Annotated in this window: 13 protein-coding genes (1 of these 13 cut by a window edge); 11 read left to right on the top strand and 2 right to left on the bottom strand. The window is 65.2% G+C overall.

Annotated elements, in window-relative coordinates:
* The 10 genes from ACP7BV_RS22310 to ACP7BV_RS22355 all read left to right on the top strand — a co-directional run.
* On the top strand, nt 1–11,102 hold the 3' portion of the coding sequence (locus ACP7BV_RS22310; RefSeq protein ID WP_426106911.1) for an LEPR-XLL domain-containing protein. It extends 26,014 nt beyond the left edge of the window; only the last 11,102 of its 37,116 coding nucleotides appear in the window; its start codon lies off the left edge, out of view; the stop codon is at nt 11,100–11,102.
* 216 nt (nt 11,103–11,318) lie between these two features.
* On the top strand, nt 11,319–12,494 hold the full coding sequence (locus ACP7BV_RS22315) for a DUF1566 domain-containing protein (RefSeq protein ID WP_426106912.1): 1,176 nt from the start codon (nt 11,319–11,321) through the stop codon (nt 12,492–12,494).
* A 44-nt stretch (nt 12,495–12,538) separates the two neighbouring features.
* Nucleotides 12,539–13,075, top strand: coding sequence for a DUF1566 domain-containing protein (locus ACP7BV_RS22320; RefSeq protein ID WP_426106913.1), 537 nt, complete (start codon nt 12,539–12,541; stop codon nt 13,073–13,075).
* Nucleotides 13,076–13,167: 92 nt separating this feature from the next.
* Nucleotides 13,168–13,881, top strand: coding sequence for a SapC family protein (locus ACP7BV_RS22325; RefSeq protein ID WP_426106914.1), 714 nt, complete (start codon nt 13,168–13,170; stop codon nt 13,879–13,881).
* Between the two features lie 112 nt (nt 13,882–13,993).
* Nucleotides 13,994–15,556: a TolC family protein gene (locus ACP7BV_RS22330; RefSeq protein WP_426106916.1), complete on the top strand. Its 1,563-nt coding sequence runs from the start codon at nt 13,994–13,996 to the stop codon at nt 15,554–15,556.
* A gap of 1 nt (nt 15,557) precedes the next feature.
* Entirely contained in the window at nt 15,558–16,403 is an 846-nt protein-coding gene (locus ACP7BV_RS22335; RefSeq protein ID WP_426106918.1) for an efflux RND transporter periplasmic adaptor subunit, read from the top strand.
* A gap of 37 nt (nt 16,404–16,440) precedes the next feature.
* A complete protein-coding gene (locus ACP7BV_RS22340; RefSeq protein ID WP_426106920.1) occupies nt 16,441–18,327 on the top strand; it encodes an efflux RND transporter periplasmic adaptor subunit in 1,887 nt (628 codons plus the stop codon).
* A 13-nt stretch (nt 18,328–18,340) separates the two neighbouring features.
* Nucleotides 18,341–20,509: a hypothetical protein gene (locus tag ACP7BV_RS22345; protein ID WP_426106921.1), complete on the top strand. Its 2,169-nt coding sequence runs from the start codon at nt 18,341–18,343 to the stop codon at nt 20,507–20,509.
* Nucleotides 20,499–22,334, top strand: a complete 1,836-nt coding sequence (locus tag ACP7BV_RS22350; protein WP_426106922.1) for a hypothetical protein — start codon at nt 20,499–20,501, stop codon at nt 22,332–22,334. The genes ACP7BV_RS22345 and ACP7BV_RS22350 overlap by 11 nt, the downstream gene beginning before the upstream one ends.
* A gap of 1 nt (nt 22,335) precedes the next feature.
* The gene (locus ACP7BV_RS22355) at nt 22,336–22,863 is read left to right on the top strand and encodes a hypothetical protein (protein ID WP_426106924.1); all 528 of its coding nucleotides are present in this window, start codon (nt 22,336–22,338) and stop codon (nt 22,861–22,863) included.
* Here the strand turns inward: ACP7BV_RS22355 and ACP7BV_RS22360 are convergent, their stop codons facing one another.
* Complete coding sequence (locus ACP7BV_RS22360; protein ID WP_426106925.1) at nt 22,864–24,390, bottom strand: carbamoyltransferase C-terminal domain-containing protein; 1,527 nt, start codon at nt 24,388–24,390, stop codon at nt 22,864–22,866.
* Between the two features lie 184 nt (nt 24,391–24,574).
* Between ACP7BV_RS22360 and ACP7BV_RS22365 the strand changes: the two genes are divergently transcribed.
* Complete coding sequence (locus ACP7BV_RS22365) at nt 24,575–26,020, top strand: PQQ-dependent sugar dehydrogenase (RefSeq protein ID WP_426106927.1); 1,446 nt, start codon at nt 24,575–24,577, stop codon at nt 26,018–26,020.
* A gap of 74 nt (nt 26,021–26,094) precedes the next feature.
* Here ACP7BV_RS22365 and ACP7BV_RS22370 read toward each other — a convergent pair whose 3' ends face one another.
* Nucleotides 26,095–26,220 carry a hypothetical protein gene (locus tag ACP7BV_RS22370; RefSeq protein ID WP_426106928.1) on the bottom strand — a complete coding sequence of 42 codons (126 nt, stop codon included), beginning with the start codon at nt 26,218–26,220 and terminating at the stop codon, nt 26,095–26,097.
* Between the last annotated feature and the right edge of the window lie 182 nt (nt 26,221–26,402).

Genomic DNA, 26,402 nt, shown 5'->3' on the forward strand with positions numbered 1-26,402 from the left:
GCGCGGTTTCCATCTCCACCGTGGCAGGGGCAATCCACGTGGCCGGCCAAGGCATCACGGCACTGGCCGGCAAGGTCAGCCTGTACGCGGGCGGCATCGGCGGGGCGATTGCGCTGGACGCCGACATCGCGACGACCGGCAGCATCGCCGGCAGCGTCAGCGTGGCCATGACGGCCGAAGACGGCGACATCGTCATGAGCGGCGGCGTGCACGTTGCCGGCGGCGGCGACATCGTCATCAAGGTACCAAAAGGCGGCTTGCTCAATTCGCACGCAGCCGTCAGCGCTGCGGGCATGACCCGCGTGGCGGGCTGGCTTACCGTGGCCGACGGCCCGGACGCCGGCCTTGAGCGCGACTTCAACAGCGAGCTGTCGTGGGCCATGTCGCAAGGTATGTTCGACGTCGATGCGGCAACCGGCCAGATCACGGTCGCCCACGTGCCGTTCTACCTCGAAGCGGCGCACCTGGCCAACGGAACGATTCTGCGCGCGGCCAATGGCGCCATGCTGCAAACGGCGGACGGCAACATCACCATCGCCGTGCGCGACGAAGTGGGCGAGACGGTCGCCGGCTTCCTGTTCAGCCCATTGTCGATCACGGTCGACGCGGTCAGGCTGACCGCTTCGTCCAGCGAACGCATGGATGTGGCGATTCTGGCCACCGTCAGCGTGGACGTGGCGCGCGACGTTGCGGCCAACGGTTCCAAGGGCGGCAGCACCGAAGTGGTCAGCCTGACGGGCGAACAGATCATCTCCGCGCCGGTGGACGCGAGCGGCAAGGACATCACCGTGCGCGGCAACGACGTCAAGATCGACGGCACCATCCGCAGCGCGGGCGCCGTCATTTCCTTCGTGCCGCTGGACCCGGCCAGCGTCATCGTGCTGGGCAACGGCAGCAGCACGGCCGGCAGCATGCATCTCGATAATGCCGAGCTGGCTGAATTGCAGGACGGTTTCTCCGAGATCGTCGTGGGCAGCTATGTGGGCCACCATGTGATCTACATCGGCCAGGCAGGAAACACCGATGCGGTGACGCTCAACGATACGCTGCACCTCATCAATCCGGTGCTGGGCGGCGAAATCTTCTTTAATACCGACCTGATCCTCAACAACGGTTCCTCGCTGATCATCGACGGCTCGGGCCACACCAGCACGTACTCGGCCGACGTGACCGCCACCGACGACATCCTGGTCAATGACTCGGTGCGCTTTGACGGCGCCAACATCATCCTGACCGCCGGCAGCGACGGCAGCGGCAACATCCACCTGGGCTTCAACCCGGCGCATATCTTCCAGGGCAACCTGGACGGCACGCCCGACAGCGCCATCCTGCGCGCGCCTGGCAATATTTCCATCGGCGGCGAAGTGGGCGGCACCAGCCTGGCCAACGGTGGTCTGGCCGGCTTGACCATCGAAGGCGTAGATGTCGCGGGCACCATCAATACGCCAAACGACGTCACGTTCAGCGAGTCCGTCATCATCAATGGCGACTTCGTGATCCACGCTTCGGGCGTGGTCACCTTCACCAAGTCGGTCACGCTCACCAATGGCGGCGACTTCTCCATCTTTGGCGCCACCCAGGTCATCTTCCAGGGCGGCGTGGTGCTCTCGGGCGGCGGCGACCTGTTCATTGAAGCGGACGAGATCACCTTCTCGAGCGGCGGCGAATCAGTCGTTGGCACCGGCACCATGACCTTGCGGCCGACCACGGTCGGGCTGGCGATTGAACTCGGTTCGCCGCCAAACGGCATCACGGCCGATACGCTCAATATCGACAACAACGAGATCGCCACTTTTGCCGACGGTTTCAGCAAGATCATCATCGGCCACCAGATGGCGGGGCACGCCACGGCCGGTGCGGGCGCGGTGCGCATCGGCGCCATCGGCGCGGTCGAGCAGCCTACGCTGCGCGACAACCTTGAAGTCTACGGCGGCAGCATCGCCGTCGACGACTTCAGTTCGCCGACGCTGAACTACACGCTGCTCGTTTCCGGCACCATCAAGTTCGATGCCGTCAACGACATTTCGATCTACAACCAGGTTGAAGCGCGCAACGGCACGCTGCAAAACATCACGCTGTACTCGGCCTCGGGTGCGATTACCCAGTCCAACGTCATGGCCGACGGCGTGGGCGGCGAAGCACTGCGCGGCGCCAGCCTGGACGCCCATGCGGCGCTGGGCATCAGCCTGCTGTACACGGAATTTGCCTCGGTCAGCGCCCAAAATACGGGCGCCAGCGGCGACATCGTGATTCACGAAACGGCGCTCGGCGGCGACTTGCTGCTGACGCTTGTCAACCAGTCCAGCGTTGCCGGTTCCGGCGACATCGACATCAGCACTGCCAACGGCGCCATGACGGTGCTGGCAAGCGGCAGCGGCGTTGTCGCCAGCGGCACCGGCGACATCAGCCTGTCCGTGGCAGGCAGCGCCAAGGCGCTGCTGGTCAACGACGTCGTCACCACCACCAGCGGCAGCATCAACCTTAACGCGTCCGGGGCACTGTCGACCCTTGACGACGCCATCAATGACGGCGTCACTACGTCCAGCGGCGGCGCTATCAGCCTTGTTTCCAGCCTGGCCAATATCAGCCTGGGTGGCAACGTCAGTTCGGCCGGTGGCCTGGTCAGCGTACACGCTGCCACGGCAATCGCCATGGCGGACGGCAAAAAGATCACCTCGCTCAACGCGCTCGACTCGGGCGCGGTCAGCCTGGTGGCAGGTACCGGCATTGCGCTGTCGATCATTGAAGCCGATGGCATCATGATCCTCACGGCCCAAAACGGCGCGATCGTCGACGTACTGACCGGCTCCGGCCTGAATCTGGACGGCGACACCGCCCAAGTGACGCTGGCAGCCACCACCGGCATTGGCGCCGGCGCCGGCCTGGCACTGCAAACGCAAGTGGCCGGCCTGTCGGCGGCCAACACCGTCAGCGGCGGCCTGTTCATCCAGGAGGCCACGGCGCTACGCCTGACCAGCGCCGGCAGCTTTGCCGTCGACCTGGGCGGCACCAGCGGCAACGCCAGCATCACCACCGCCAATGGCGCACTGACCGTGGCCAGCGCAGTGCGCAGCACGGGCGCCGTCGGCAACCTGCTGCTGCGCTCCGGCGAAACCGGGGAAGCGACGGCCGCCAACGTGATCATCAAGGCGGACCTGAGCTCGACCAGCGGCAGCATCAGCATCATCGCCGCCGACAGCATCAGCATCGACAACCTCGGCATCGGTGCGCCGCGCCTGGAAACGCTCAAGGCCGGCCAGACGCTCGACCTGTCGGCAGCGGACTCGGTCAGCATGGAAGCGCAAGCCCAGCTGCAGACCAACAATGGCAATGTGCGCCTCGAGGCTGTCGCCGGCAGCGTCAGCGTAGGCCTGGTCAACGCCGGCATCAGCGCCAGCGGCGGCACCATCAGCATCAACGCAGGCACGGCAATTACGGACGCGCAGGACGACGACCTGGCCGCGCCACCTGGCGTGAACCTGGCCGCCTACGGCCTGCGCCTGCAGGCGGGCGCCAGCATCGGCGCCTTTGGCGCGGTGATCGAGACGCAAGTGTCGGTCATGGCGGTGTCCGCAGCGGGCAGCGCCTACCTGGCTGAACGCGATGGCGTCGCAGTTGGCACCGTCGGTCCAGTCTCGGTCAACCGGGTTGACCTGTCTGGCGCCACCGCGCCGGTCACCGACCTGGCCATTACGGGCCTGAACACCGGCGCCGGCTCGGGCACCAATATTTCGGCTGCGGGCAATCTGTCGATCGACAGCGATATCAATACCGGCAGCGGCAATGTACGCATTGACGTCGCCGGCGCACTGACGCTCAACGCCAGCATCGGCAGCGGCAGCGGCAGCGGCAGCGGCAGCGGCAGCATTACGGTTCTGGCCACGAACAACATCGTCCAGACCGTGCTCGGACGCCTGGTCACCAGCGGCGGGACGATCGACGTCCAGTCGAGCACGGGCGCAATCATCATGGCCAATGGCGGCCTGGCCCAGACCGACGGCGGCAATATCCGCTACCAGGCAGCCGGCAGCATCACGCTTGGCCTGATCGACGCGCGCAGCGCCGCCAACCGCGGCGATGGCTTGCTCGGTGGGCAAGCTGGCTGGGGTTCGGTCAGCGTTCTGGCTGGCGGGGCAATTGCCGACATCGCAGGCGACACCGCCGCTGACATCTATGCCAGTGACTTGCGCCTGAACGCCGGGGCGGCAGTGGGCGCCGCCGGCGAAGCGCTTGAGATTGAAGCGCTGCGCCTGTCGGCCGTGGCCGGCGGGCTGTATCTGATCGACAGCGGCAGCATCGTTGTCGACCGGACCGCCGCGATCAGCGTCAACCGCGTACTGGCTGACGGCAGCATCGCCGGCTCGAGCGTTACCGACGCCGCACAGGCGGGCATTGCCAGCAGTGCAGCGCTGGTCTTGCAGGCAGCGGCCGGCAGCATTGTCACCGGCATCAATGGCGCGCTTGGCGCCAGCGGCAACCTGCTGCTGGCGGCCAGTGTCGACATCACGCTGGTGGCGGCAGTGACGAACAGCAGCGGCAGCACCAGCGTGCTGGCAGGGCGCGACATCGTCCAGGGCGGCGCCATTGCGGCGGCCGGCGCGGGCGCCAGCATCGAGCTGGTGGCCACGCGCCACGTCGTGCAGCAGTCGGGCAGCGCCATCACCAGCAACAATGGCAATGTATCGCTGCTGGCAGGTTTTGACGCGACGATCGAATCGATTGCAGCGGGCAGTGGCGCCGTGCGCATCATCGCCGGCAACGACATCATCGACAGCGACACCGCTGGCGACAATGAAGTCGATATCAACGCGGGCGCCTTGCAGCTTTCGGCTGGCAACGCCGTGGGCAGCGGCGCTAACGCGCTGGAAACGAGCGTCTCGGTCCTGTCGGCACACGCCGGGGCGGCTGGGATGTATCTGCTTGATACCGACGGCGTCACTGTCGATACCGTCACCATCCAGGTCAACCGGGTGGACGCCACGGGCGCTGCGGCGCAAAGCGCCAATGCGGCCCAGTCGAACCTCAGCGCCAGCGGCAATGTGGTGCTGGTGTCGAATACGGGCAACTTGCTGGTCAGCGATGACGTCAGTTCCACCTCGGGCAGCATCCTGCTCAAGGCAAGCGGCGGCGGCATCACGCTGAACAACAGCGTCATCACGCTGGCCGGTTCGGTCTCACTGTCAGCGTCCGGTGCGATTGCCCAGAAGGCGGCGATCAGCAGCGCGGCCAGCGTCGACATCGGCGCCGGTGGCGCCATCAGCATGGACGATGGCGTCATCACCAGCGCAGCTGGCACCGTGCGCTACGTGGCCGGCGGCGCGCTGGCACTGGGCGCCATCAGTGCGGCCAATGTCAGCCTGCAGGCAGCAAGCATGACCGATAGCGGCGCGGGCGACATTGACGTGACGGCCGCTACACTGCGCCTGGTCTCCACTGGCACCGGCGCTGGCGAAGGCGCCGGCACGGGCGCTGCACACCTGCAAACCACGGTGGGCACGCTTGCCGCCAATGCGGCAGGGGCGGGCGGCCTGTACCTCGATGAAACGAATGGCCTGGTCATCGGCAGCGTGGCCGGCATGTCGGTCAGCCGCCTGGCCGCCGACGGCAGCAGCAGCGCCGTCAGCGACAGCGCCATGGCCGACCTGATCTCGGGCGGCAACCTGGTGCTTGCCAGCGGCGGCAGCATCACGGTTGACGCCAGCCTGTCGGCCAACGCCGTCACGGCCGCCGGCAACCTGCTGCTGCAAGCGGCAGGTGCGGGTTCGGACCTGGTAGTCAATGGCGGCTTGCTCAGCAGTGCGGGCAACCTCAGCCTTAACGCGGGGCGCAACATTGCGCAAGCATCGGCAATCGCGGCCACGGGTGCGGGCAAAACGCTCGACCTGCTCGCCGCTGGCAGCATTGCCATGGCGGCAAGCAGCAGTCTGGCTTCCAACAACGGCAATATCGTGCTGGAAGCCGGCGTTGACGTCACCATTGCCGCGCTCGACGCAGGCAGCGCGAACGTGAATGTACGGGCAGTTGCTGGCAACATCATCGACGGCGACGCTGCCGGCGACGTCGATGCAGACATCCTTGCCAATGGCTTGCAGCTGCGTGCTGGCGGTGCCATCGGCAGCGGCGGCAACCACCTTGAAACCAGCATCGTCACCCTGACGGCGCAAGCTGGCGTGGGCGGCATGTATGTCAGCGAAACCGATGGCTTGATCGTCGATACCTTGACAATCCAGGCTAATCGGGTGGGCGCGAGCGGCGCGGCAGTCGCTACCGGCAACGCTGCCCAGAGTAACCTGCACTCCGGTGGCAACATCGTTCTGGTCTCGAACGCCGGCAGCCTGGCGATTAGCGACACCGTTCTCGCAGCAGGCAATGTGCTGCTGCAGTCGTCCACCGGTGGCCTGGTTGTCAACAGCGCCATCACCAGCACGGGCGGCGCAATCTCGCTCGCTTCCAGCGGCACCATCGTGCAGCACGCCGACATTGGCGTGACGGGCAGCGGCAGCATCGACCTGGCAGCCAGCGGCAGCATTGCAATGGACAATGGCACCCGCATCAGCGGCAACGCCAATATCCGCGTGGCCGCAGGCACCGTCATGACGCTGGGTGCGGTCAGCACCACGGGCAACGTGAGCCTCATCGCGGGCAGCATCACCGATGCGGGCAACGTGGAAACCGACGTTACGGCATCGCAGTTGCGCCTGACCACGGCCAGCACCGGCAACACCGGCGCGGGCCTGGCCGGTTCGCACCTGCAGCTCAATGTTGGCACGCTGGCGGTATCGAGCGCTGGCGTGGGCGGCGTTTATCTGGACGCGGCCAACGGGATCGTCATTGGTTCTGTGGCCGACATTGGCGTGACACGCGTGAACGCTGAAGGCAGCGTCGTCAGCGTGGTCGACGCCGGGTTCTCGGACCTGGTCTCGGCCGGCAATGTGGTGCTGGTCGCCAGCACCGGCAGCATCACCGTCACCGAGGGCGTGAGCGCAGCGGGCAACCTGCTGTTGCAGGCTGCCTCCGACATCGTCGCCGGCGCCGCAGTGACCGGTGCGGGTAATGTGAGCCTGAACGCGGGGCGCGACATCGTCCAGAACACCAACATCGTCAGCACCGGTGCGGGCAAGACCGTGGACCTGCTGGCCGTACGCGACATTGGCATGGCCGCCGGCACGGGTTTGGTGAGCAGCAGCGGCAACATCGCTGCGCAAGCGGGCAACAACGTGACGGTCGCGATCATCTCGGCCGGTACGGCAGGCGTGCGCGTGGTTGCAGGTGCCAGTGTGATCGACGGCGCCAATGAGTCGGGCATCTTTGCGGGCAGCCTGCAACTGGTGGCCGGCAAGGCCATCGGCGCTGCCACCAACGCACTCGACACCACGGTGACGACGCTGTCCGCGCAAGCGGGCGGCGCCATCTACCTGCGCGAGACCGACGGCGTGACTGTCGATACGGTCAGCGTGCAGGTGAACCGCGTTGACGGGCGCGGCGTCGTAGCAGCCACGGTCAATGCGGCCCAGGCCAATCTGGCCGCCGGCGCCGACCTGGTGCTAGTCACCGGCGGCGCGCTGGTCGTCAGCGACAACGTCTCGGCTGCGGGCAGCATCTTGCTGCAGGCGACTGCGGGCGACATCACTGTCAATAACGCCATCAGCACGGCCTTGGGTTCGGTCACGCTGTCCGCTTCCGGCGCCATTGCGCAAAAGGCAAACATCGGCAGCGCCACCACGGTGTCGCTGTCATCCGGCGGCGCCATCAACATGGATGACGGCGTCACCACCACCGCAGTTGGCAATGTGCGTTATGCAGCCGGCGGCACGCTGGCGCTGGGCAGCATCGTCAGCGCTTTGGACGTGAGCCTGTTGGCCGCAGCGATTGTCGACAGCGGCGCTGGCGACACCGACGTGACGGCCCGTTCGCTGCGCCTGGAAGCGACCGGCGGCGCCGGAATCACCGGCGCCCACCTGCAGGTAGCGGTAACGACGCTGGCCGCGCAGGTAGCCGGCAGCCTGTATGTGGACGGCATTGGCGCGATTGCGATTGGCAGCGTCGGGCCGGTTGCGGTCAGCCGCCTGGCGGCCGACGGCAGCGCCAGCGTTGTCACCGATCTGGGGCTCTCTGGCCTGACTTCCGCCGGTAGCATTGAACTGGCTGCGGGCAGCATTGCGCAGGCAGCGCAGATCAGCACCACTGGAATGGCAGGCAGCATTGTGCTGGTCGCCACTGGCGACATCACCATGGCGCCGGCAGCAACAAGCAGCACGGATCGCGGCGCGATCACTTACAGCGCGGGCGGCCAGATCGTCATTGGTCTGCTCGACGCGCGCAGCGTCATTGACCGTGTCAGCGGCTCGCGCGCTGGCCAGGCAGGCTGGGGCAGTATTACGCTCGCAGCCGGCGGCGCCATCAGCGGCGCGGTCCAGGCCTTGCCTGCGCTCGATGTGATGGCAGGCGCGCTCACGATCAACGCAGCGGCGGCCGGTAGCGGCGCCAATGCGCTGGCGACTGACGTAGGCGTCTTTAGCGCCAGCATCGGCGCGGGCGGCCTGTACGTGGCGGCAGCCGAATCGCTGCACGTGGCGGCCGGCGGTGTTGCCGTCACTGGCAATGCGGTCCTGGGCGCGGCGCGAGACATCATCATTGACGCCGGCGTGACAGCCGGCGGCAATCTGCTGCTCGCATCAGGCGGCATGATCGTCACCAACGCCGGCTTGCTCAGCACCGGCGGCAGTATCAGCGCCATTGCAGGTTCGTCGCTGTTGCAGAACCAGGCGATCAGCACGGCAGGCGCGGGCAGCACGATTGACCTTGCCGCCGTGGGCACCATTGCGATGGCCGGCACGGCAAGTACCAGCAGCGCCAATGGCAACATCGCCTTGCATGCGCAGGATATTGAAGTGGGCATGATTTCGGCAGGCAGCGCCAACCTGAGCGTTGTAGCGGGTAACATGATCACGGACGGCCAGAACGCAGGCGCCACGCAAGGCGTCAAGCTGCGTGCGGCAGGCTTGCGCATGGCAGCCGGTGGCGCCATTGGCAGTATTGACAATCCGATCGAGATCGCGGTCAGCCAACTGGCCGCGCAAGCGGGCGGCGGCGACATCTCCTTGGTCGACACCGATGGCCTGGCAGTCAATGCGGCTGGCGTAGCGGCAAGCGTGAAGCGCGTCAGCGCCGATGGCAGCGCCACGCTGGTCACGGAAAGCGCCTTGATCGGCGTGGCTGCACCAGCGGGCAATATCACGCTGGCGGCGAGCAGCGGTCCGGTGGTCCTCGACGTGCCGCTGGCAGCGGGCGCGGGACGCGACGTGAGCGTCACGAGCGACACCTTCGTGGTGAACCAGCCGCTGGTTGGCGCGGGCGGCGAGCTCTTGATCATGCCTGCCAACCCGGCCCTGGGCATCCAGATCGGCGGCGCAGCAGCGGATGCTGCCGGCCAGCTGTACCTGGACAGCGCGTCGCTGGCTAACCTGAAGGGCGGCTTTGACGACGTTGTCATCGGCGCCGGTTCGCTGGCGCCGGGCCAGGACATCGACATCGATGGCCGCACCGTTCCGGTCGTGTTTCGCGATGGCCTGGTCTTGAATGTGTCCGGTCCTGGCAGCGTGATCAGTGTCGAAGGCCAGCTGACGGCCGACTCGCTCGAAGCACGCGCTGCGGTAACGATCGTCGGCGTGGTGACGGTAACGTCCGGTAACGGCGCGCTCGCAGGCGGCGACATGCTGTTCAACGAGAACATCGATGGCGCCACCGGCAACGACCGGCTGACGCTGGCCGCAGGCGGCGACAGCATCGTCTTTGGCGGCCCGATTGGCGCCACCACGGCGCTGGCCTCGCTCACCATCAATGGCGCGGCCAACGTCAGCTTTGCCGACGCGGTGACGGTCAACGGCGACGTTGTCATCAACGCCACCGGCGTGGTGCGCTTTGACAGCCTGCTGACGCTGGAAAGCGGTTCGCTGGTGATTCGCGGCGCGAGTGAAGTGATCATCGGCGACGTCGTGCTGCACGCCGTCGACGGCCAGTTCATCGTGCAGGCCAATACCCTCACGCTCAACGGCGACGTCAACGGTGCGGCCAACGTGCTGCTGCGTCCAAGCGACATGGCGCGCGACATCGTGGTCGGCGGCGCTGCTGCCGGCGCCTTCAATATCAGCGCCGGCATGCTGGCGCACCTGTCAAGCGCCGACAGCCTGGTGATCGGCGTGCAGGGCAGCGACGGCCACGCGGCTGTGGGTGCCGGCAACGTCACGCTGGCACCAATCGACCTGGGCGCCATCACGGCCGCGCCGGTCAAGGTGTTCGGCACCAGCATCACGCTCGCGCAGGGCGCCGGCAGCCTTCAGGCATCGAGCATCGTGCTTGACGGGCGCAACGGCGTTGTACTGCACGACAGTGTGGCTGCCAGCGCGGGCGACGTTGTGATCTACAGCGGCGCGGGCGCGATCGCGATGGATGCCGGCACGGCGGTGACGTCGAGCGCGGCGGTGGTGTTGAACGCGGCGGGCACATTGGGTGTGGCGCAAGTCAATGCCCAGCATGTGGTGCTGCGCAGCACCAGCGGCGGCATCGTCGACGTCAACGGCGACAATGCCGTCAACGTGGTCGCTGCGACCGTGTCGCTGTACGGCTACGGCGCGCCAGTGGGCACCGGCAACCCGATCGAAGTGCAGTCCCCGGCCATTTACCTGGCCGTCCGCACCGGCATCGAATTGCAGGATACGGGCGCGGATGGCCGTACCCACTTCTACGTGCTCGACGGCGCGACGATGTACGAGCAGGCGGTAGGCATTGGCGAAGTTACGCGCCGCACCGAAGACCCGACCCCTGCGACGGTGCCGCACGCACCAGCGCTGGCCACCCCGGCGCCGCTGTCCTTCTTTGGCGCGCCCGCCTTTGCCTCGGCTGAAGGCGGCAGCACGGTGGCAAGCTACCTGGCCGGATCGATCGCGCTGGACAAGGCGGTCAGCGGTCTGCTGTCGGCCACCAGCCAGGGTATTGGCAAGGCGGCAATGAGTACGGGTGCGCTCGGCTTGCAAGGTGCTGGCGGCGCGCAGGCCGAAGAAACGCTGGCGTTCGACTACTGGCTGGAGGATCTCGCTATCTGAGCATGATTTCAAGCAATCAGGCGGCAAAGCGGGCCAGGTATTCTGGCGGTCGGGTAAAGATATGGTACATGCATGTCAATACACGTCCGCCAGACTTACCCTCTCTGCGTGGATTTATTCCTACAGCTCTAGTTAAATTACTTGACAGCAAAACCAAAAGCCATCGACACTGGCCTCCTTCGCTCGTTCTGTCTCGGGCTGTCACAAGGGGTCGGAATGCGTTGTCTACACACTGCCAACAAGCGCGGCCATGCGCCAGCGATAATGGTGCGCCGCTCGCTGATCGGAACTGCACTCGTATTGCTGAGCGCGTGCGGCGGCGGCGGTGGCGGCGGTTCCGCGCCGGCGCAGCCGCCGCCGGTTGTCGTCCCGCCCCCGCCGCACGTGCTGGCGGTAAACTCCGGCGTTGCCATCCAGGGTCTGACCGGGGAGGCTGTGCTGTCGTTCCGTCCGGCGCTTCTGGCGGCGGCAACCTATCCGGTGGGCATGAGCTTTACGATCACCGGGGCCACCGGCGGCATTGCCTGTTCGCCCGGCGTGGATTTTTTCGTCGTCGCAGCTTCCAACGTCAGCGCCACGCCGGCGGCCAGCACGACCGGCCGCCTCACGCTTGACGCCGGCTCCGTCAACCGCCAGGTCGATCTGGCCATTTGCAGCGGCGCGGGCAGCGCCGACAAGACGCTCAGCTTTGCCTGGAACGATGGCAACGCAAGCGGCGTAGCGAGCGGCCTGTTGCGCGCCAGCGCAAGCAGCACGCTTGAACTGAGCAAACGTATCAACGACACCGGCATCACCACCTGCGCCAGCCTGGCTGCAGTGGGCCTGGCTTGTCCGCAGGTGGGCCTGGCCGGGCAAGACGCCGAGCTTGGACGCGACGGCACGGCAGCGATTACAGGGCAGGGCGGCTTTCGAGTGTCAGCCTTCATGCTCACCACCTTGCCCAATTCAAGCTGCGTGCAAGATGGCGTGACCGGGCTGGTTTGGGAAGGCAAGACTGCCAGCGGCTTACACAGCGCCAACGCCACCTATACCTGGCGCAGTGCGGCAGCGGCCAACGGCGGTGCCATCGGCACCGGCAATGGCGGCGTGTGCACCGGCAGCGTGTGCGACACCGATGCGTTTGTCGCGGCCGCCAACAGCGAGCGCACCTGCGGTTTTTCTGACTGGCGCCTGCCGCACGCGGACGAGCTCTCGGGCATTGTCGACAGCGGCGCGAGCGCTGCGCCGACCATCCCCGCCGCGTTTGCCAACCAGGCCGCAGCCACTTACTGGACCGATTCGCCAAAAGCGGGCGACAGCGCGGGCGCGTGGGCGGTTGACTTCAATAGCGGCGCCGTTACCGCGCAGGCCAAATCGACAGCCAATCGCATCCGCCTGGTCCGTGGCCGGTGAACCCTTTGAGCGCCATTACTTCACCTATGTCTCGCGGAGCCACCATGTATAAACAATTGCGTCAGCGCACCCTCGTACTGGCCGCGCTGCTGGCAGCCATTGTCCCGTCGGCGCAGGCCGCCTGCAATGGCGCCGACATCGTCGCCGACACGCCGGACACTCGTTTCACTGTCGCAACCGACACCGTTCTCGACAAGGCCACGGGGCTGACCTGGAAGCGCTGCGCGGAAGGCTTGTCCGGCGCCGATTGCGCCGCCGGCGCTGTGCTGACGGGCACCTGGGCCGAGGCCCTGGCGCGCGTCGCCACCGTCAATGCCGCGTCCGCCACACTGGGTGCAGGCGCGAACGACTGGCGCCTGCCGAACCGCAATGAACTGGCGACGCTGGTTGAACGCAAGTGCACCAACCCGGCAATCAACGCCACCGTATTTTCCCGCACGCCAGCCCAGAGCTTCTGGACGGGGTCGCCCTATGCGCTGAATGCTGCCCTCGCATGGTATGTCGACTTCAACGCTGGCGACGTGGGTCCTGCCTTCAAGACCGGAGCAAAAAACATCCGACTGGTCCGTGGCGGGAACTGAACGGCGGCGCGCGCGCCGTGGATGTGCAAGAACACTGATGTCGGGCCGCTGTACCACAGCGTCCCACCCTTACCAAACCAATGGAGATCTACATGTTTAAACAAGTCGTTCCTGTCAATCAGCAGCGTCACGCCGGGAAAAAAGTCAAGCAGGTTGAAGGTTTTGAATTTGCTTCCAAATTCCACATCGCTTACGTGACAACGCACGAATTTGTCAGGTCGGCAGCGATTTATCCGCTGGTGTTTATCGAAGACAAGGAAAAAGATGAGTTCCGCCCGGTTGCCCTGATGGGTCTGGATGCTGGCGAGAACCTGTTCGTCGACGCCAACGGCAAGTGGGCAGCTTCCTACATTCCGGCGATCATCCGCCGCTATCCGTTCGCCTTGTCGCAGGCAAGCGAAGACGGCCGGTTCCTGGTGTGCGTCGACGAGGGCAGCGACCTGATCAATGACACCGAAGGCCAGCCACTGTTCAACGAAAAAGGCGAGCCGACCGAAGTGATCGAGAACGTCAAGCGCTATCTGTCAGAACTGCAACAGATGGATGCGGTCACCACCGAATTCTGCAAGTTTTTGGCGGAGCACAACCTGTTCGTTCCACTGAACATGCGCGTGCGCCAGAATGACCAGTTCAAGAATATTTCCGGCTGCTACGTCATCAATGAAGAGCGCCTGAACAATCTGTCGGACGAGCTGTTCCTGGACGTGCGCCGCAAGCATTACCTGCCTGCCATCTACGCCCAGCTCACATCGCTGTCGCAGATCGAACGCCTGGTCATGCTCAAGGACGAGAAATCGGCCAAGTAAGTTGTGCCGGCTGGCCGCGCGCAAGTGCGCGCTTCAGCCACACCGACGCCGGCCGCGCTCTGCGGGCGGCGTTTGTTTTTGTCATTCCCCATTTGTCTTTTGCTGGTAAGCCATGTCTGCACGTACCCGAATAACCTTGCTGGCACTGGCCGTGGCCGCCGCGGCGACCGTCGCCGTCACGCCCGCCATCTGCGCCGCGCCCCCGCCCGCTGTGCTCAAGCCGCTGGCCGGCAGCGTCACGCTCACGCCCAAACTGTTGCTGCAACTGGTCGTCAGCCGCAGCGCCGAAGTGCGCTACAGCCGCGCCCAGATCGAGGTGGCGGGCGAACTGAGCAAGGCCGAGGAAGCGCTCTACGAAGTGGTCTTGTTCGGCAACGGGCGGCGCGACGGTGGAGAGCGCCAGCGTACCGTCGAAGAGCGCATTTCCAGCATTGCCACCAGCCGCCTGAACGTGCTGGACGAACTCAATTCCACCGCTGAAGTGGGCATCCGCGAACGCTTGCCGACGGGCGCCGACCTGTCGCTGAGCTATCGCTTGCGCGAACGGCGCAACAACATCATTGGCAGCGGCGCGGCCGGCGACACCGAATACGACGGCGCCATCGTGCTCAACTTCAAGCAACCGCTGCTCAAGGGCGCCGGCAACAAAGTGGTGGAGACGGACTTGCGCGTCTCGCGCCTGGAATACCGGATCGCCACCCTGCAGTACCGCCAGCAACTGCTCAAGACCGGCAACGATGCGCTGGCCCTGTACTGGCAGCTGTACCGCGCCCATGAAGTGAGCGCCATCCGGCAGCGGGCACTCGATTTCGCGCAAAAAGTGCAGGCCGATACGGCGGCGCGCATCGACGCCGGCAAACTGGCCGCCAGCAATGGCATCGAATCGAAGGCGGCGGTGCTGCTGCGCGAAGTGGAACAGATCCGCGCCCAGCAGGGCGTACGCGAAGCCGAATCGCGCCTAGCCACGGTGCTCAACATCGCCGGGCTGGAACAAAGCGGCATCACGCTGGTGCTGCCTACGGGCGCCCCGAATCCGACCGCATTCAACCTCGGTACCGCAAAGTGGCGCTATGAGCATGCGCTCGAGCGCTGGCCGGCGCTGTCCATTGCGCAACTGCGCGCCGAGCAAGCCGGCCTGCGGCTCGACTTCGCCCGCAACCAGAGCTTGCCCACGCTCGACCTGCTGATCACTCGTTCGAATACCGGCCTCTCCAATGAAAACGATATTGCGCGCACCGTGACCGAAGGGGCGCGCTACCAGAACTGGTCGATCGGCCTGAACGTGGAAGTGCCGCTGGAAGGCAACCAGCGCGCCCGCTCGCAGGCCCGGGCCCAGGAGGCGCGCGTGCGCCAGGCCAACATCGAAATCGATTCGATCCGCACCGCCTTGGGCAACGACGTGCGCTCGCGCTGGGACCAGGCGCGCGGCGGCCAGGATGAACTGGCCCGCATGCAGGGCGACATCGACCTGCGCAACGAATTGCTGCGCATTGAAAAAGTGCGCTACGACGCCGGCATGGCGCCGCTGTCGCAGCTGCTGCAGCGCGAATCGGAATTGACCGAGAGCCGCCAGCGCCTGGTTGAAAGTGCGGCGCGCCTGGGCCAGGCCAACGACGCACTGCTGTTTGCCGACGGCAGCCTGCTCGATCACTACGCCATTACCTTGAAAGACTGATATGCCATCCGCAGTTTGCAATCGTGCCCGTCACGTCGCCGCCCGCCTGACCCTGGCGGCCCTGTGCGCCGGCGCCGCCTGCCAGGCCATGGCCGAACAATTCGTCGGCCTGGTGCATCCGGTGCAGGAAGTCGCGCTCAGCATGGGCGTGGGCGGCGTGGTGTCGCGCCTGAATGTGCGCGCCGGCCAGGCCGTCAAGGCCAACCAGGTGCTGATGGTACTGGACGACCGCATGCAGATGCTGGAAGTGAACCGGCGCCAGGTGATCTGGCGCGACAACAGCGAGCTGGACGCCGCACGCGACCGCGCGCGTACCTTGCAATCCATGTACCAGAACACCAAGCGCGTCTTCGACAGCACCGCGTCGATCAGCCGCGATGAACTGGCGCGCCTGGAAGTGGAGTACTCGGCCGCGCGCGGCCGGGTCGAACAGCTGGTGGCGCAAAAGCGCCGTGAAAAAATCGAGTATGACGGCGCCATGCAGGAACGCGCGCTGCGCGACATGACGGCGCCGCGCGCCGGCGTGATCACCAAAGTGGCGGCCAGGGCCGGCGAATGGGCCAAGCCGGGCGAAGCGCAGATGGTGCTGGTCGACGCGTCGACCTGCTACCTGAGCACGAACGTGCCGCTCAAGGCAGTGCCGGGCTTGAAAGCGGGCCAGGCGATCGAAGTGCGCTTCGAGGCTGCATCGGGCAGCGCGCCGGTGATGGGCAAAGTGGCGCTGGTTTCCAGCGTGGCCGACCCTTCCAGCGGCCTGGTGGAGATCCGGATTGACCTGCCGAATCGCGCCTTGAGCATCCGTCCCGGCATCAAGGGCTTTATCGAGCTGCCGCTCGCGCGCCGGTAAGCGGCATGCCACGCCTCCTTTCTGAACAGACCCCGCCATGAATCGCCCAACAGAGTTGCCGCCATTTTCGCCCGAGGCAGCAACGCCGCCCCCGGGGCTTGACGCCGCCGGCCTGGTGGCAGCGCTGCAGCAGCACCGGCGCGAGCGGCGCGGGCGCAACCGCGCCGACTACTGGAGCACCTATTGCGCCCTGATGCGCGCGCTGTGCCGCGCCACGGCCGTGCTGCTGATCCAGCGCACCGAAGCCGGCTGGACGGTGCTGGGCGCGGAAGCCCAGGGCGACGACTGGGCCCTGCGCAACTGGGAAAAAGTGCTGGAAAAGCGCGGCGAGCGCACCCTCGAAAAAGGATTTGCCTTTACCCCGATGCAGGACGACGCGGGCCGCCTGCGCATCCTGGCCGTGGTGCAAACGACCGGGATCGGCGAAGCGCTGCTGGTGATGGACATCCCGGAACGCGAACGCGGCCAGCTCAATGAACTGCTAATGCGCGCCTTGCTGGTGGCCGACTTCGGCGAACCGGAGCCCCCCGAAGCGGCGCCCGCCGGCGCGGGGCTGCTCGACCTGGCAGCCCAGGTGGTGGCCGAAAAACATTTTGAAGCAGCTGCCCTGGTACTGGTGAATAACCTGGCTGCAGGTGTGGGCGCCAGCCAGGTGGCACTGGGCTGGACTGCGGACGGCGCCGTGCGCACCGTGGCGATTAGCCACCTCGACCGCTTTGAGCGCAACACGGAAAACGTGCAGCTGATGGACGAGGTGTTTGACGAAGCGCTCGGCCACAATGGCCCGGTCTGGTACGCAGCGGGTGAAGACAGCGCGCCCCTGGCCGCGCACGGCAAGCTGGCGCGCGTGCTCGGGATGGCGCGCGTGCATACGCTGCCGTTGGCGGCGAGCGGTGCGGCCGGTGTAGGTGGCAAGGGCGAGGCAGCCGGCGCCGTGCTGCTGTTCGGCTTTGCCCAGGAACCGGCCCAGCGGCCCGACGAAGCCGAACTGCGTCTCATGTTTGGTTTCTTGCAGCCGTGGCTGGAACAATTGCGCCAGCGCGACCGCTGGTGGGGAGCGCGCCTGCGCGACTGGACGCGCGCGCGTCTGGCGCGCTGGCTTGGCCCGGGCAAGGTGTGGACGCGGGTGCTGGTGGCCACGGCGTCGGCGCTGCTGCTGTTTGTCCTGCTGGGCAGCATGAGCTACCGGTTCGAGGCCAGCGCCCAGCTCACCACCGACAGCACGCGTTTGGTCAGCGCCCAGTTCGACGGCCGGATCGACGCGGTGCAGGCCAGCGCCGGCGACGTGGTGCGCAAGGGCGCGCTGCTGGCCAGCCTCGACACGCGCGAACTGCGCCAGCAGCAGCTTGAACTGGGCGCCGACCGCCAGCGCCTGGAAGCGGAAGCGGACAAGGCGCGCGCCGCCGGTTCGCTGGCCGAACTGGGCGTGGCCGAAGCGCGCTTTGCCCAGGCCGACGCGCGCCTGACCCGGATTGAACAATACCTGGCCCAGGCCCAGGCGGTGGCCCCGTTCGATGGCGTGGTGGTGGCCGGCGAGCGCAAGGACTTGCTCAACGCCCCCGTCAAGAAAGGCGACAACCTGTTTCGGGTGGCCCGCATCGACGGCCTGTATGTGGAGATCATGGTGGCCGAGCGCGACGTGCGCTACATTTTGCCCAACGCCACCGGTGAATTGCGCCTGCTGGCTAGGCCCGGCCAGTCGATCGCCTTTACGCTCTCGAGCGTGATTCCGGTAGCCCAGGTCAAGGGCCAGGAAGGCAACCATTTCCTGGTCAAGGCCAAGCTTTCGCAAGCGCCGGAAGCGTGGTGGCGCCCGGGCATGAGCGGCATGGCCGTGATCGACGGCGGGCAGCGCAACGTCGGCTGGATCCTCACGCACGGCCTGGTCGACAGCCTGCGGATGAAGCTCTGGTGGCTCGGTTGAAGCAGGCCACGACATGAGCAGCGCGGTCTTTAGCGATTCGTGGTTCCGCATCGCCCAGGCCCGCGTGGCACTGCCGGCCAGCACCCGCGTGGAACGCCAGCAATTTGGCGGCGAGCCGTGGTACGTGCTGCATGACAGCTTCACGCACCGGTACTTTCGGATCACGCCGCAAGCGTATGCCTTCATCGCCACGCTCACCCCCGAGCGCACGGTGGAACAAGCCTGGCTCGACTTTATCGCCACCCGCCCGGACGAGGCTCCGGGCCAGGAAGACGTGGTCCGCATCCTCTCCCAGCTGCACCTGGCCAACATGCTGTACTTCCAGGAGCTGCCCGACAACCAGGCTATTTACCGGCGCGGGCAGACGCAGCGCCGGCGCGAGCTGCAAAGCAAACTGATCGGTTTTCTGTACACCCGCATTTTCCTGTTCGATCCGGACCGGCTGCTGGGGCGCTGCAGCAAGCTGATCGCCCTCACCACCGGCCCCGGTGCACTGCTGACGTGGCTCTTGGTGGTGCTGGCCGGCGCGGCCACTGCCGTGCAGAACTGGGGCGCGCTGTCCAACCATTCGCAAGGCTTGTTCTCGCTGTCGAACCTGCCGTGGCTGATGGTGAGCTTGACGGGCATGAAGCTGCTGCATGAAACCGGCCACGCCTTTGTCTGCAAGCGCTTTGGCGGGTCGGTGCACGCCTTTGGCGTCATGTTCCTGATCCTTACGCCGCTGCCGTATGTGGATACCGCTTCCACCTGGGGCTTCAAGAGCCGCTTCGAGCGGGCGCTGGTGAGCGCCGCCGGGATGCTGGTTGAACTGTTTCTCGCTGCCATAGGCGCGCTGGTCTGGGCGCATACCAGCACCGGCGTGATCAACAGCCTGGCGTACAACGTCATGATCGTCGGGTCGGTGTCCAGCCTGCTGTTCAATGGCAATCCGCTGCTGCGCTTTGACGCCTATTACATCCTGGCCGACCTGATCGACATTCCGAATCTGTACCAAAAGGCGCAGCAACACTGGATGTACCTTGGCGACCGCTACCTGCTGGGCAACCGGAACGCCGAAACACCGGCCGTCACGTCGCGCGAACGGATCTGGTTTACCACCTACGGCGTCTCTGCGCTGGTGTACCGGCTGCTGGTGTCGACCGGCATCATCCTGGTGGTGATGGACCAATGGTTCCTGGTAGGGATGTTCATGGCCGTGGTGACGGGCTTGACGCTGCTGATCTGGCCGCTCAAGAAACTGTTCCAGCACTTGAATGGACCCAAGCTGGCCGGCATCCGGCGTCAGGCGTCCACCCGCGCCGCGCTGATGCTCGGCACTTTGGCTGCCGTTGTGCTGTTCATGCCGTTTCCCAACGCGATCCGCGCGCACGGCGTGCTGCAATCGAACGAATCGGCGGTACTGCACACCGCCAGCGAAGCTATTTTGAAGGAACTGGTTGCCGCCAGCGGTGCGCAATTGCGCGCGGGCGACCCGATAGCCATCCTGGTCAATCCGGAACTCGACTACGACTATGAGCTGGCACGCCAACAGAGCACGGAACTGGAAGTGCAATACCGCCAGTCGCTGCAGCGCAACCTGGCCGACAGCGCGCCGCTGGAACAGCGCCTGCAAGCCTTGACTGCGCAGATGGCTGAACTGGACCGCCTGCGCGCCCAACTGGTGGTGCGCGCCCCCCATGCGGGCCGCTGGGTGGCCGCTGCCGGCCTGAACGAACGGCGCGGCGGCTGGATGCCGCGTGGCCACACCCTTGGCGAGCTGGTGTACGACAGTAACTATCGCTTCGTGGCCGTGGTGCCGCAGGAACAGGCCGACGAATTGTTCAGGCACAGCCAGGCCGGCGCGCAGCTGCGCCTGGCGGGCCAGGCCGACGTTACGCTCAACGTGCCAAGCTACACCTTGATTCCCTACCAGCGCGACAAGCTCGCCTCCAGCGCGCTCGGCTTTGCCGGCGGCGGCGAGATCGCCGTCAAGCCCGGCGACCAGAGCGGCGAAGCGAGTGCCGAGTCCTTTTTTGAGGTGCGCGCCGCCTTGCCGGCCGACCTGCAAGGCGCGCAGAAAGCGGGCTTGACGGTGCTGCCGGGCATGTCCGGCGTCCTGCGCATCAAGCTGCCGGGCGAGCCCTTGTTTGCGCAGGCTCGAAAAGCCTTGCAGCAATTGTTCCAAAAACGTTATGGCCTTTGATTTCCAGCAGCGGCGCGCCATCCTGGCCGAAGCTGCCGTTGCGCTGGACGCCGCCGCCCGCATGGACCAGGCGGCGCTGGCCGCGACGATCGAGCGCGGCCGCGCCGGTCTGCGGCGCGCCTGCGCATTAGGACAAGCCAACGGCGGGACCGCGCGCGCTGATGCGCTGGCGGCACTGGCATGCGCCAGCCGCGCCGCCTTTGGCCAGGCCCCCACGCCGGACGAGCTGGGCGCGGCGCTGGGCATGTACCTGGGCTATGCCGTGCAGACAGGGCATCTGGCGGGCAACGCGCTGGCCGTGGCCCTGTGCGCGGTGCTGCAAGCCTGGAGCGGACGCAATTGCCACGTGGTGTGCGGGGGCGAACAGGCCGCCGCGCGCGACGCGGTGCGTTTTCAGGCGCTGTTCCAGTTGTGCGGCTGCAGCAGCGCGGCGCTGGGGTCGGGCATGCAGGCAAGCGACGCGGAAAGCGCCTACGCCAGCGACGTGCTGTACGCCAGCGCGCGCCAGTTGCTCTCCGATGTGATGCGCGAGCAACTGTTGCTTGACGGCGCCACCAGTCCCATCCGGCGCCATTTGCGCTCTGCCGGCCAGGGCGCGGTGCCGCTCATGCGGCCCAGCTCGGTGGCCATTGTTGCCGACATTGAAGCGGTGCTGGCCGACGATGCGTCAAGCCCGGTGATGTTGAGCGCGGCCGGCCAGCTGACCGTGCTGAACGTGGCCACGCTGGCGGCGCTGGAGCTGGTGGCCAGCCTGCAGCCGGAGGTCGACTACCTGATCGACACCAGCTTCGCGTGGCAAGTGCAGTTTACGCCTGGCGGAGAACACCGCCTGCACGAGCTGGCGGCCACGCTGTTGCCGGTCTACTGGCGCCACCCGCGCCGCTGCGCCGACCTGGTGAGCATGGCGATCCTGGCGCGCGACGTGCTTGAGCCGGACCGGCATTATGTGGTTCAGGAAGGGCGGGTGATGATCGCCGACGACAACGTCATGCGCTTGCTGGCAGGACGCGTCTGGCAGCAGGGGCCGCTGCAAGCGATCGAAGCGCGCGCGCAAGTGCCCTTGTCCACGCCGCCGCGCACCATTGCACGGGCCGCTTTTCAGTCATTTTTTCCGCGCTACGAACGGCTGGCGGGCGTGGGTCGCAACCTCGACGGGCTGGGGCGCGAATTGCGCGCCTGCTACGGTCTGCAAGTGCTCGCGCTCGGCGAGGGCCGTGCTGCGGCGCCCGCCCAGTGCCGCTATGAATTTGCCGACCGGGATGCCAAACTGCGCGCCTTTGTCGACTTGATCGTCGACATCTCCACCGGTGGCACGCCCGTGGTGGCCACCGCGCCGCGCAGCGTGGACCTGGCGGCGGTCGGGCGCTTGCTGGTTGAGCGCGGCGTCGCTTTCCAGCTGGTTGACGGACGCGATCGCTCAGCCGACACGCAGACGCTGGCCAACGCCTCAGCCGATGGCAAAGTCACGCTGCTGGCCGGAGCGAGCCTGCGCAGCGGCGAACTGACCTTGAGCGACAAGCTGCACGTGCGCCCCTTGCTGCTGGAGCACTGGGACTTGCAGCGCGCCGACCAGGCGTTTTTTGCGCTGGGGGAGGACGCCGTGGTGTTTGCCGCGCACGATGAATTGGCGGAGCGTCCCTTGCCGGGGTGGGGCACCGCGCTGCGTTATCTGCTGCGCCACCGTGCCAGCGCCGTCTTCGGCGCCAAATACATTGTCCGGCTGTCGCAATGGCATGTGAACCGCCATGGCAGCCGCTACCGCGAATCGATGGCGTTGCGCGAAAGCCAACTGGACGAACAGCTCGCTTTCTCGCGCAAGGCTTAGCATGGCGAGCGCTCCGCGCGTGATCGACGATTTCCTGGATCGGGAATTGTTCCTGTCGCTACAGGCTAAGCTGCTGGCGCCATCGTTTGCATGGGAAGAAAGCGCTATTCTTTCCGAGAAAGCGGCCGCGCACCTTGCGCCGTCCGAGAATGTGCAGCAGGTGCACGGCTTTTACCTCGTGAAGCGCGGCATTCGCTTTAGTTCGCCGACGCTGGAGATTGTGCGGCCCGTCATCAACAAGCTCAATCCCCTGGCCCTGCTCAAGGCCAAGGCAAACCGCACCGCGCGCACGGACCGGCACATCGAATACGGCTTGCATGTGGATACGCGGCGGCCCGGCGCAACCACGGCTATTTTCTATTTGAACACCAATAATGGCTATACGCTGTTCGGCGACGGCCAGCAGGTGGCCAGCGTGGCAAACCGCATCGTCATCATTGATGCCGCCACGCTCCACACCGGCGCCTCTTGCATCGACGCCGAGTACCGGATGGTATTGAACCTCAACCTGATGTTGGCTGCGCCCTGATCAACGCTGGTAGAAGGTGTCGCCGACAACCATGACGTCGATCTTGGAATCGTAGAAAAGTTCGATGGCCTGTTCGGGAAACGCTGCGATGGGTTTTCCAGCCAGGTTAAGGCTGGTGTTCAACAGGATTGGGCAGGCGGTCAGCGTATGGAAAGCGGCGAGCAGCTGCAGGTAGGCCGGGTTGCCGTCACCGACGAGCTGAACCCGGCAGGAACCGTCGACATGTGTGATGGCGGGGAAGGTGCCGGAGCGCAGCTGGCAGGTGTAGAGCATGAAGTCGTCGGCAAAGCCGTCGAAATAATCGCTGAAATGTTCCTTGAGAACGGAGGCGCCGAAGGGCCGGTATTGCTCCCGGTGCTTGACCGTGTTGATCCGCTCTTTCCCCTGCTGCAATCTTGGATCCATGAGGATGGAACGGTTGCCCAGCGCGCGCGGACCAATCTCGCCAAAGCCTTGGTACCAGCCAACGATTTTGCCTTCGGCCAGCAGCTTTGCCGCGCGCTGTATGGTTGCGTCGGTTGGCGCGGCGACTGCGCGATCGGACTGCGCCCAAGGAAACGCGGGCATGGACAGCGGCGCCTGGCCGTGCTCTTGCCGGAGCCACTCGAGGGCGCCCAGGCTCAGTCCTTCGTCGGACGCGTGGGGCGCGATGACGAGCTTGGGGAACACGTGCCTGAGCATTGAATTCCACACGACGTTTTGCGCCACGCCCCCGGAGTAGGAGATGGTGTCGCCGGCATCGGCAAACTGCTTGAAGAAGTCGACCAGCATCGCGCCCATTTTGGCGTGCACGGTAGCGATCCAGTCCAGGTGGCTGAGCTTGCCCACCAGCGCATCGCCTTTGTAGGCGTACCAATGGCTGACTGACCAAAGCTCCTTTATCTGCAGGAAGGTGAAGCGGTCGAGGTAGTCGAAGTAGCCCTGGTCGAGCCGGCCGTAGGCTTGCAGGCCCATGACCTTGCCGGCGATGTCGTTATAGTGACCGTAGGTGATGTCGAGCAGCTTGCCCGCCTCGCGGATGCCCCAACCGATCGAGCCGTTGCGGATGTCGCCCGCTGCAATGAGGCGGCCGGCCTTGTACACACTCCACGGGCGCCCGTCGCCCAGGCCGTCGATGACAATCTGTACGGTCGGGGTTTGGGTCTCCAGCATCCAGGTGCTCAAGGCATGGGAATAATGATGGCTTGCGAACCAGCCCTGGCGCATGCCGAGGTAAGCGCACAGCCTGGGCGAGAGGCGTTCAGCCTTGGAGGCGTCGCGCGCAAGCCGGTTCAGGACCTGCGGACCAAGTTCGCCTTTGAGCGAGGCGGGCAGGGCACCGGGGTCGAAGCTGAAGACGATGTCGTCGATGGCGTCGATGTCGAGGTCCCAGATGGATGCGGCTTCGCGCTTCCAGTCCAACAAGGCATGGAAATGAAAACGCTTTTCCTGTTTGCGCCGTTCCAGCTTGAGGTACCTGACAACACGCCCGTCGTGAAAGCTCATGTTGACGTCATGCCCGGGCATCGATACCGATAATAGTTTCATGGATAGTCTTGGGAGGTCGGTAACGCGCGGTAATGATGGTCAGTTCAGCCATCGGGATGCAGCTTGCTCGAGTTCCATTGTAGCAAACAGGATTAGCGTGATCGGTCATTGCTATAAGCGTTAACTAACGTACAGACTGCCGCTGATGGCAGACATAAGTTTGGATTGAAAATAGGAGATCGCCATGCTGCTGAACCGCTTTCGCAATCTACTGGTGGGAATCATTCTTGGGATGATGCAGACCATGTTGACCGGCTGCAGCAGTGGCGGTGACGGTAGCGTCACCTCGGCTCCATTGCAGGGCGCTCTGTCATTGACAATTAGCGGCCTGCCGTCCGGGGTGGCGGCCCAGATCACGGTGACCGGCCCGGGAGGCTTCAGCCGGGCCGTGACTGCCAGCCAGGCATTGAACTCGCTCGCGCCGGGTAACTATACCGTCTCAGCTGAGCGCATAACCAGCGGCTCGCTCGGCTACACGCCGCTCCCGGTGAGCCAGGCCGTCACGGTGACTGCGGGCGCTACCGGCGCCGCGAATGTTACATATAGTGCGGCGGCGCTGACGCTGGCCTTGCGCGAGATCGCCAGCGTGCCAGGCGCGGTGTTCGCGGCCGCTCCCGAAGGCGACAGCCGCCTGTTCATCGTCGAGCGCGCCGGAAGGATCCGGATCGTGCAAAGTGGCGCTTTGCTCGCCTCGCCGTTCCTTGACATCAGCAGTCGGGTATCGACCCAGGGTGAGGGCGGTTTGCTGTCAATTTCGTTCCACCCGCAATACGCCAGCAACGGCCTCCTGTTTTTGTATTACACCGATCTGGGCAACAATATTGTCGTTGAGCGCCACCGTGCGTCAAGCAACCCCAATTTGGCCGACTCCGGCTCTGGGCTGGAAATCATTCGCGTTGCCCATCCCAACTTTAGCAATCACTTCGGCGGGACGGTCGCGTTTGGGCCCGATGGGATGTTGTACGCCGGGACCGGTGATGGCGGCGGTGGAGGAGATCCGGCCGGCAATGCCCAGAATCCCGCCTCGCTTCTGGGCAAGATGCTGCGGCTGGATGTATCGGCCTCTACCCTCATGCAGCCCTATGCGGTGCCTTCCACCAATCCGTGGTTCAACGACCCGGGCGGGCGGCGCGCTGAGGTGTGGGCGCTGGGTTTGCGCAATCCGTGGCGCTATACCTTTGACGGCGGCAATTTGTACATTGTGGACGTGGGCCAGGCGCGGCGCGAGGAAGTCAACATCGCCGCCACCAGCCAGGGCGGCCAGAATTACGGCTGGAATACCATGGAGGGCACGCAGTGCTACGGCGCCGCCGCCTGTGTTCAGGGTGGCCTGACGCTGCCGGTTTTCGAATATGACCATGGCGACAATGGCGCGAATGGCTGTTCGATCACCGGTGGCTACGTTTATCGGGGCAGCGCAATTGCCGAGCTGGCAGGGCACTATTTTTACTCGGACTATTGCAAGGAATTTTTGAAGAGTTTCTTGTATTCCGGCGGTACGGTCAGCGCCAGGAGTGACTGGGTGATACCTGACATTGGCAACGTGCTTTCGTTCGGGCGGGAAGGCAACGGTGAATTGCTGCTGATTGCTGGCAGCGGGAAAGTATACCGGATCGTGCGGGGCGGGTAGGGTGGGAGCTTGTTTCCGCAATCGGTCTTGATAGTCGGCTACGCCGTTAAGTCTACAACAGGAATAGCAATAGTTTATTTGCTCGGCCCCATGATGCCGATGGTCTGGCCCGGCTTGATCTCGAGCGACAGGTTTTCGTACACCAGCGGCAAATGCTCGCCATACTTGAAGGCGATATTTATAGTGGATCCTGAAATCAAGACAATGGTTTAAGCTGTTGCCGGAAAATGGAGAACTGGCAATGAGCGATGTGAAGAAACGAAAAGTTCCAAGCCCTGATTTGAAGGCAAAGATCGGCCTGGAGGCATATCGTTATACACAACTCTGAGCTGATCTGGCGACCCCTGAAAAATCTGTTTACATTCAAGCACTTGCGAATGTA

It is taken from the genome of Massilia sp. TSP1-1-2 (assembly GCF_049896185.1).
Classification (GTDB): domain Bacteria; phylum Pseudomonadota; class Gammaproteobacteria; order Burkholderiales; family Burkholderiaceae_D; genus Telluria_A.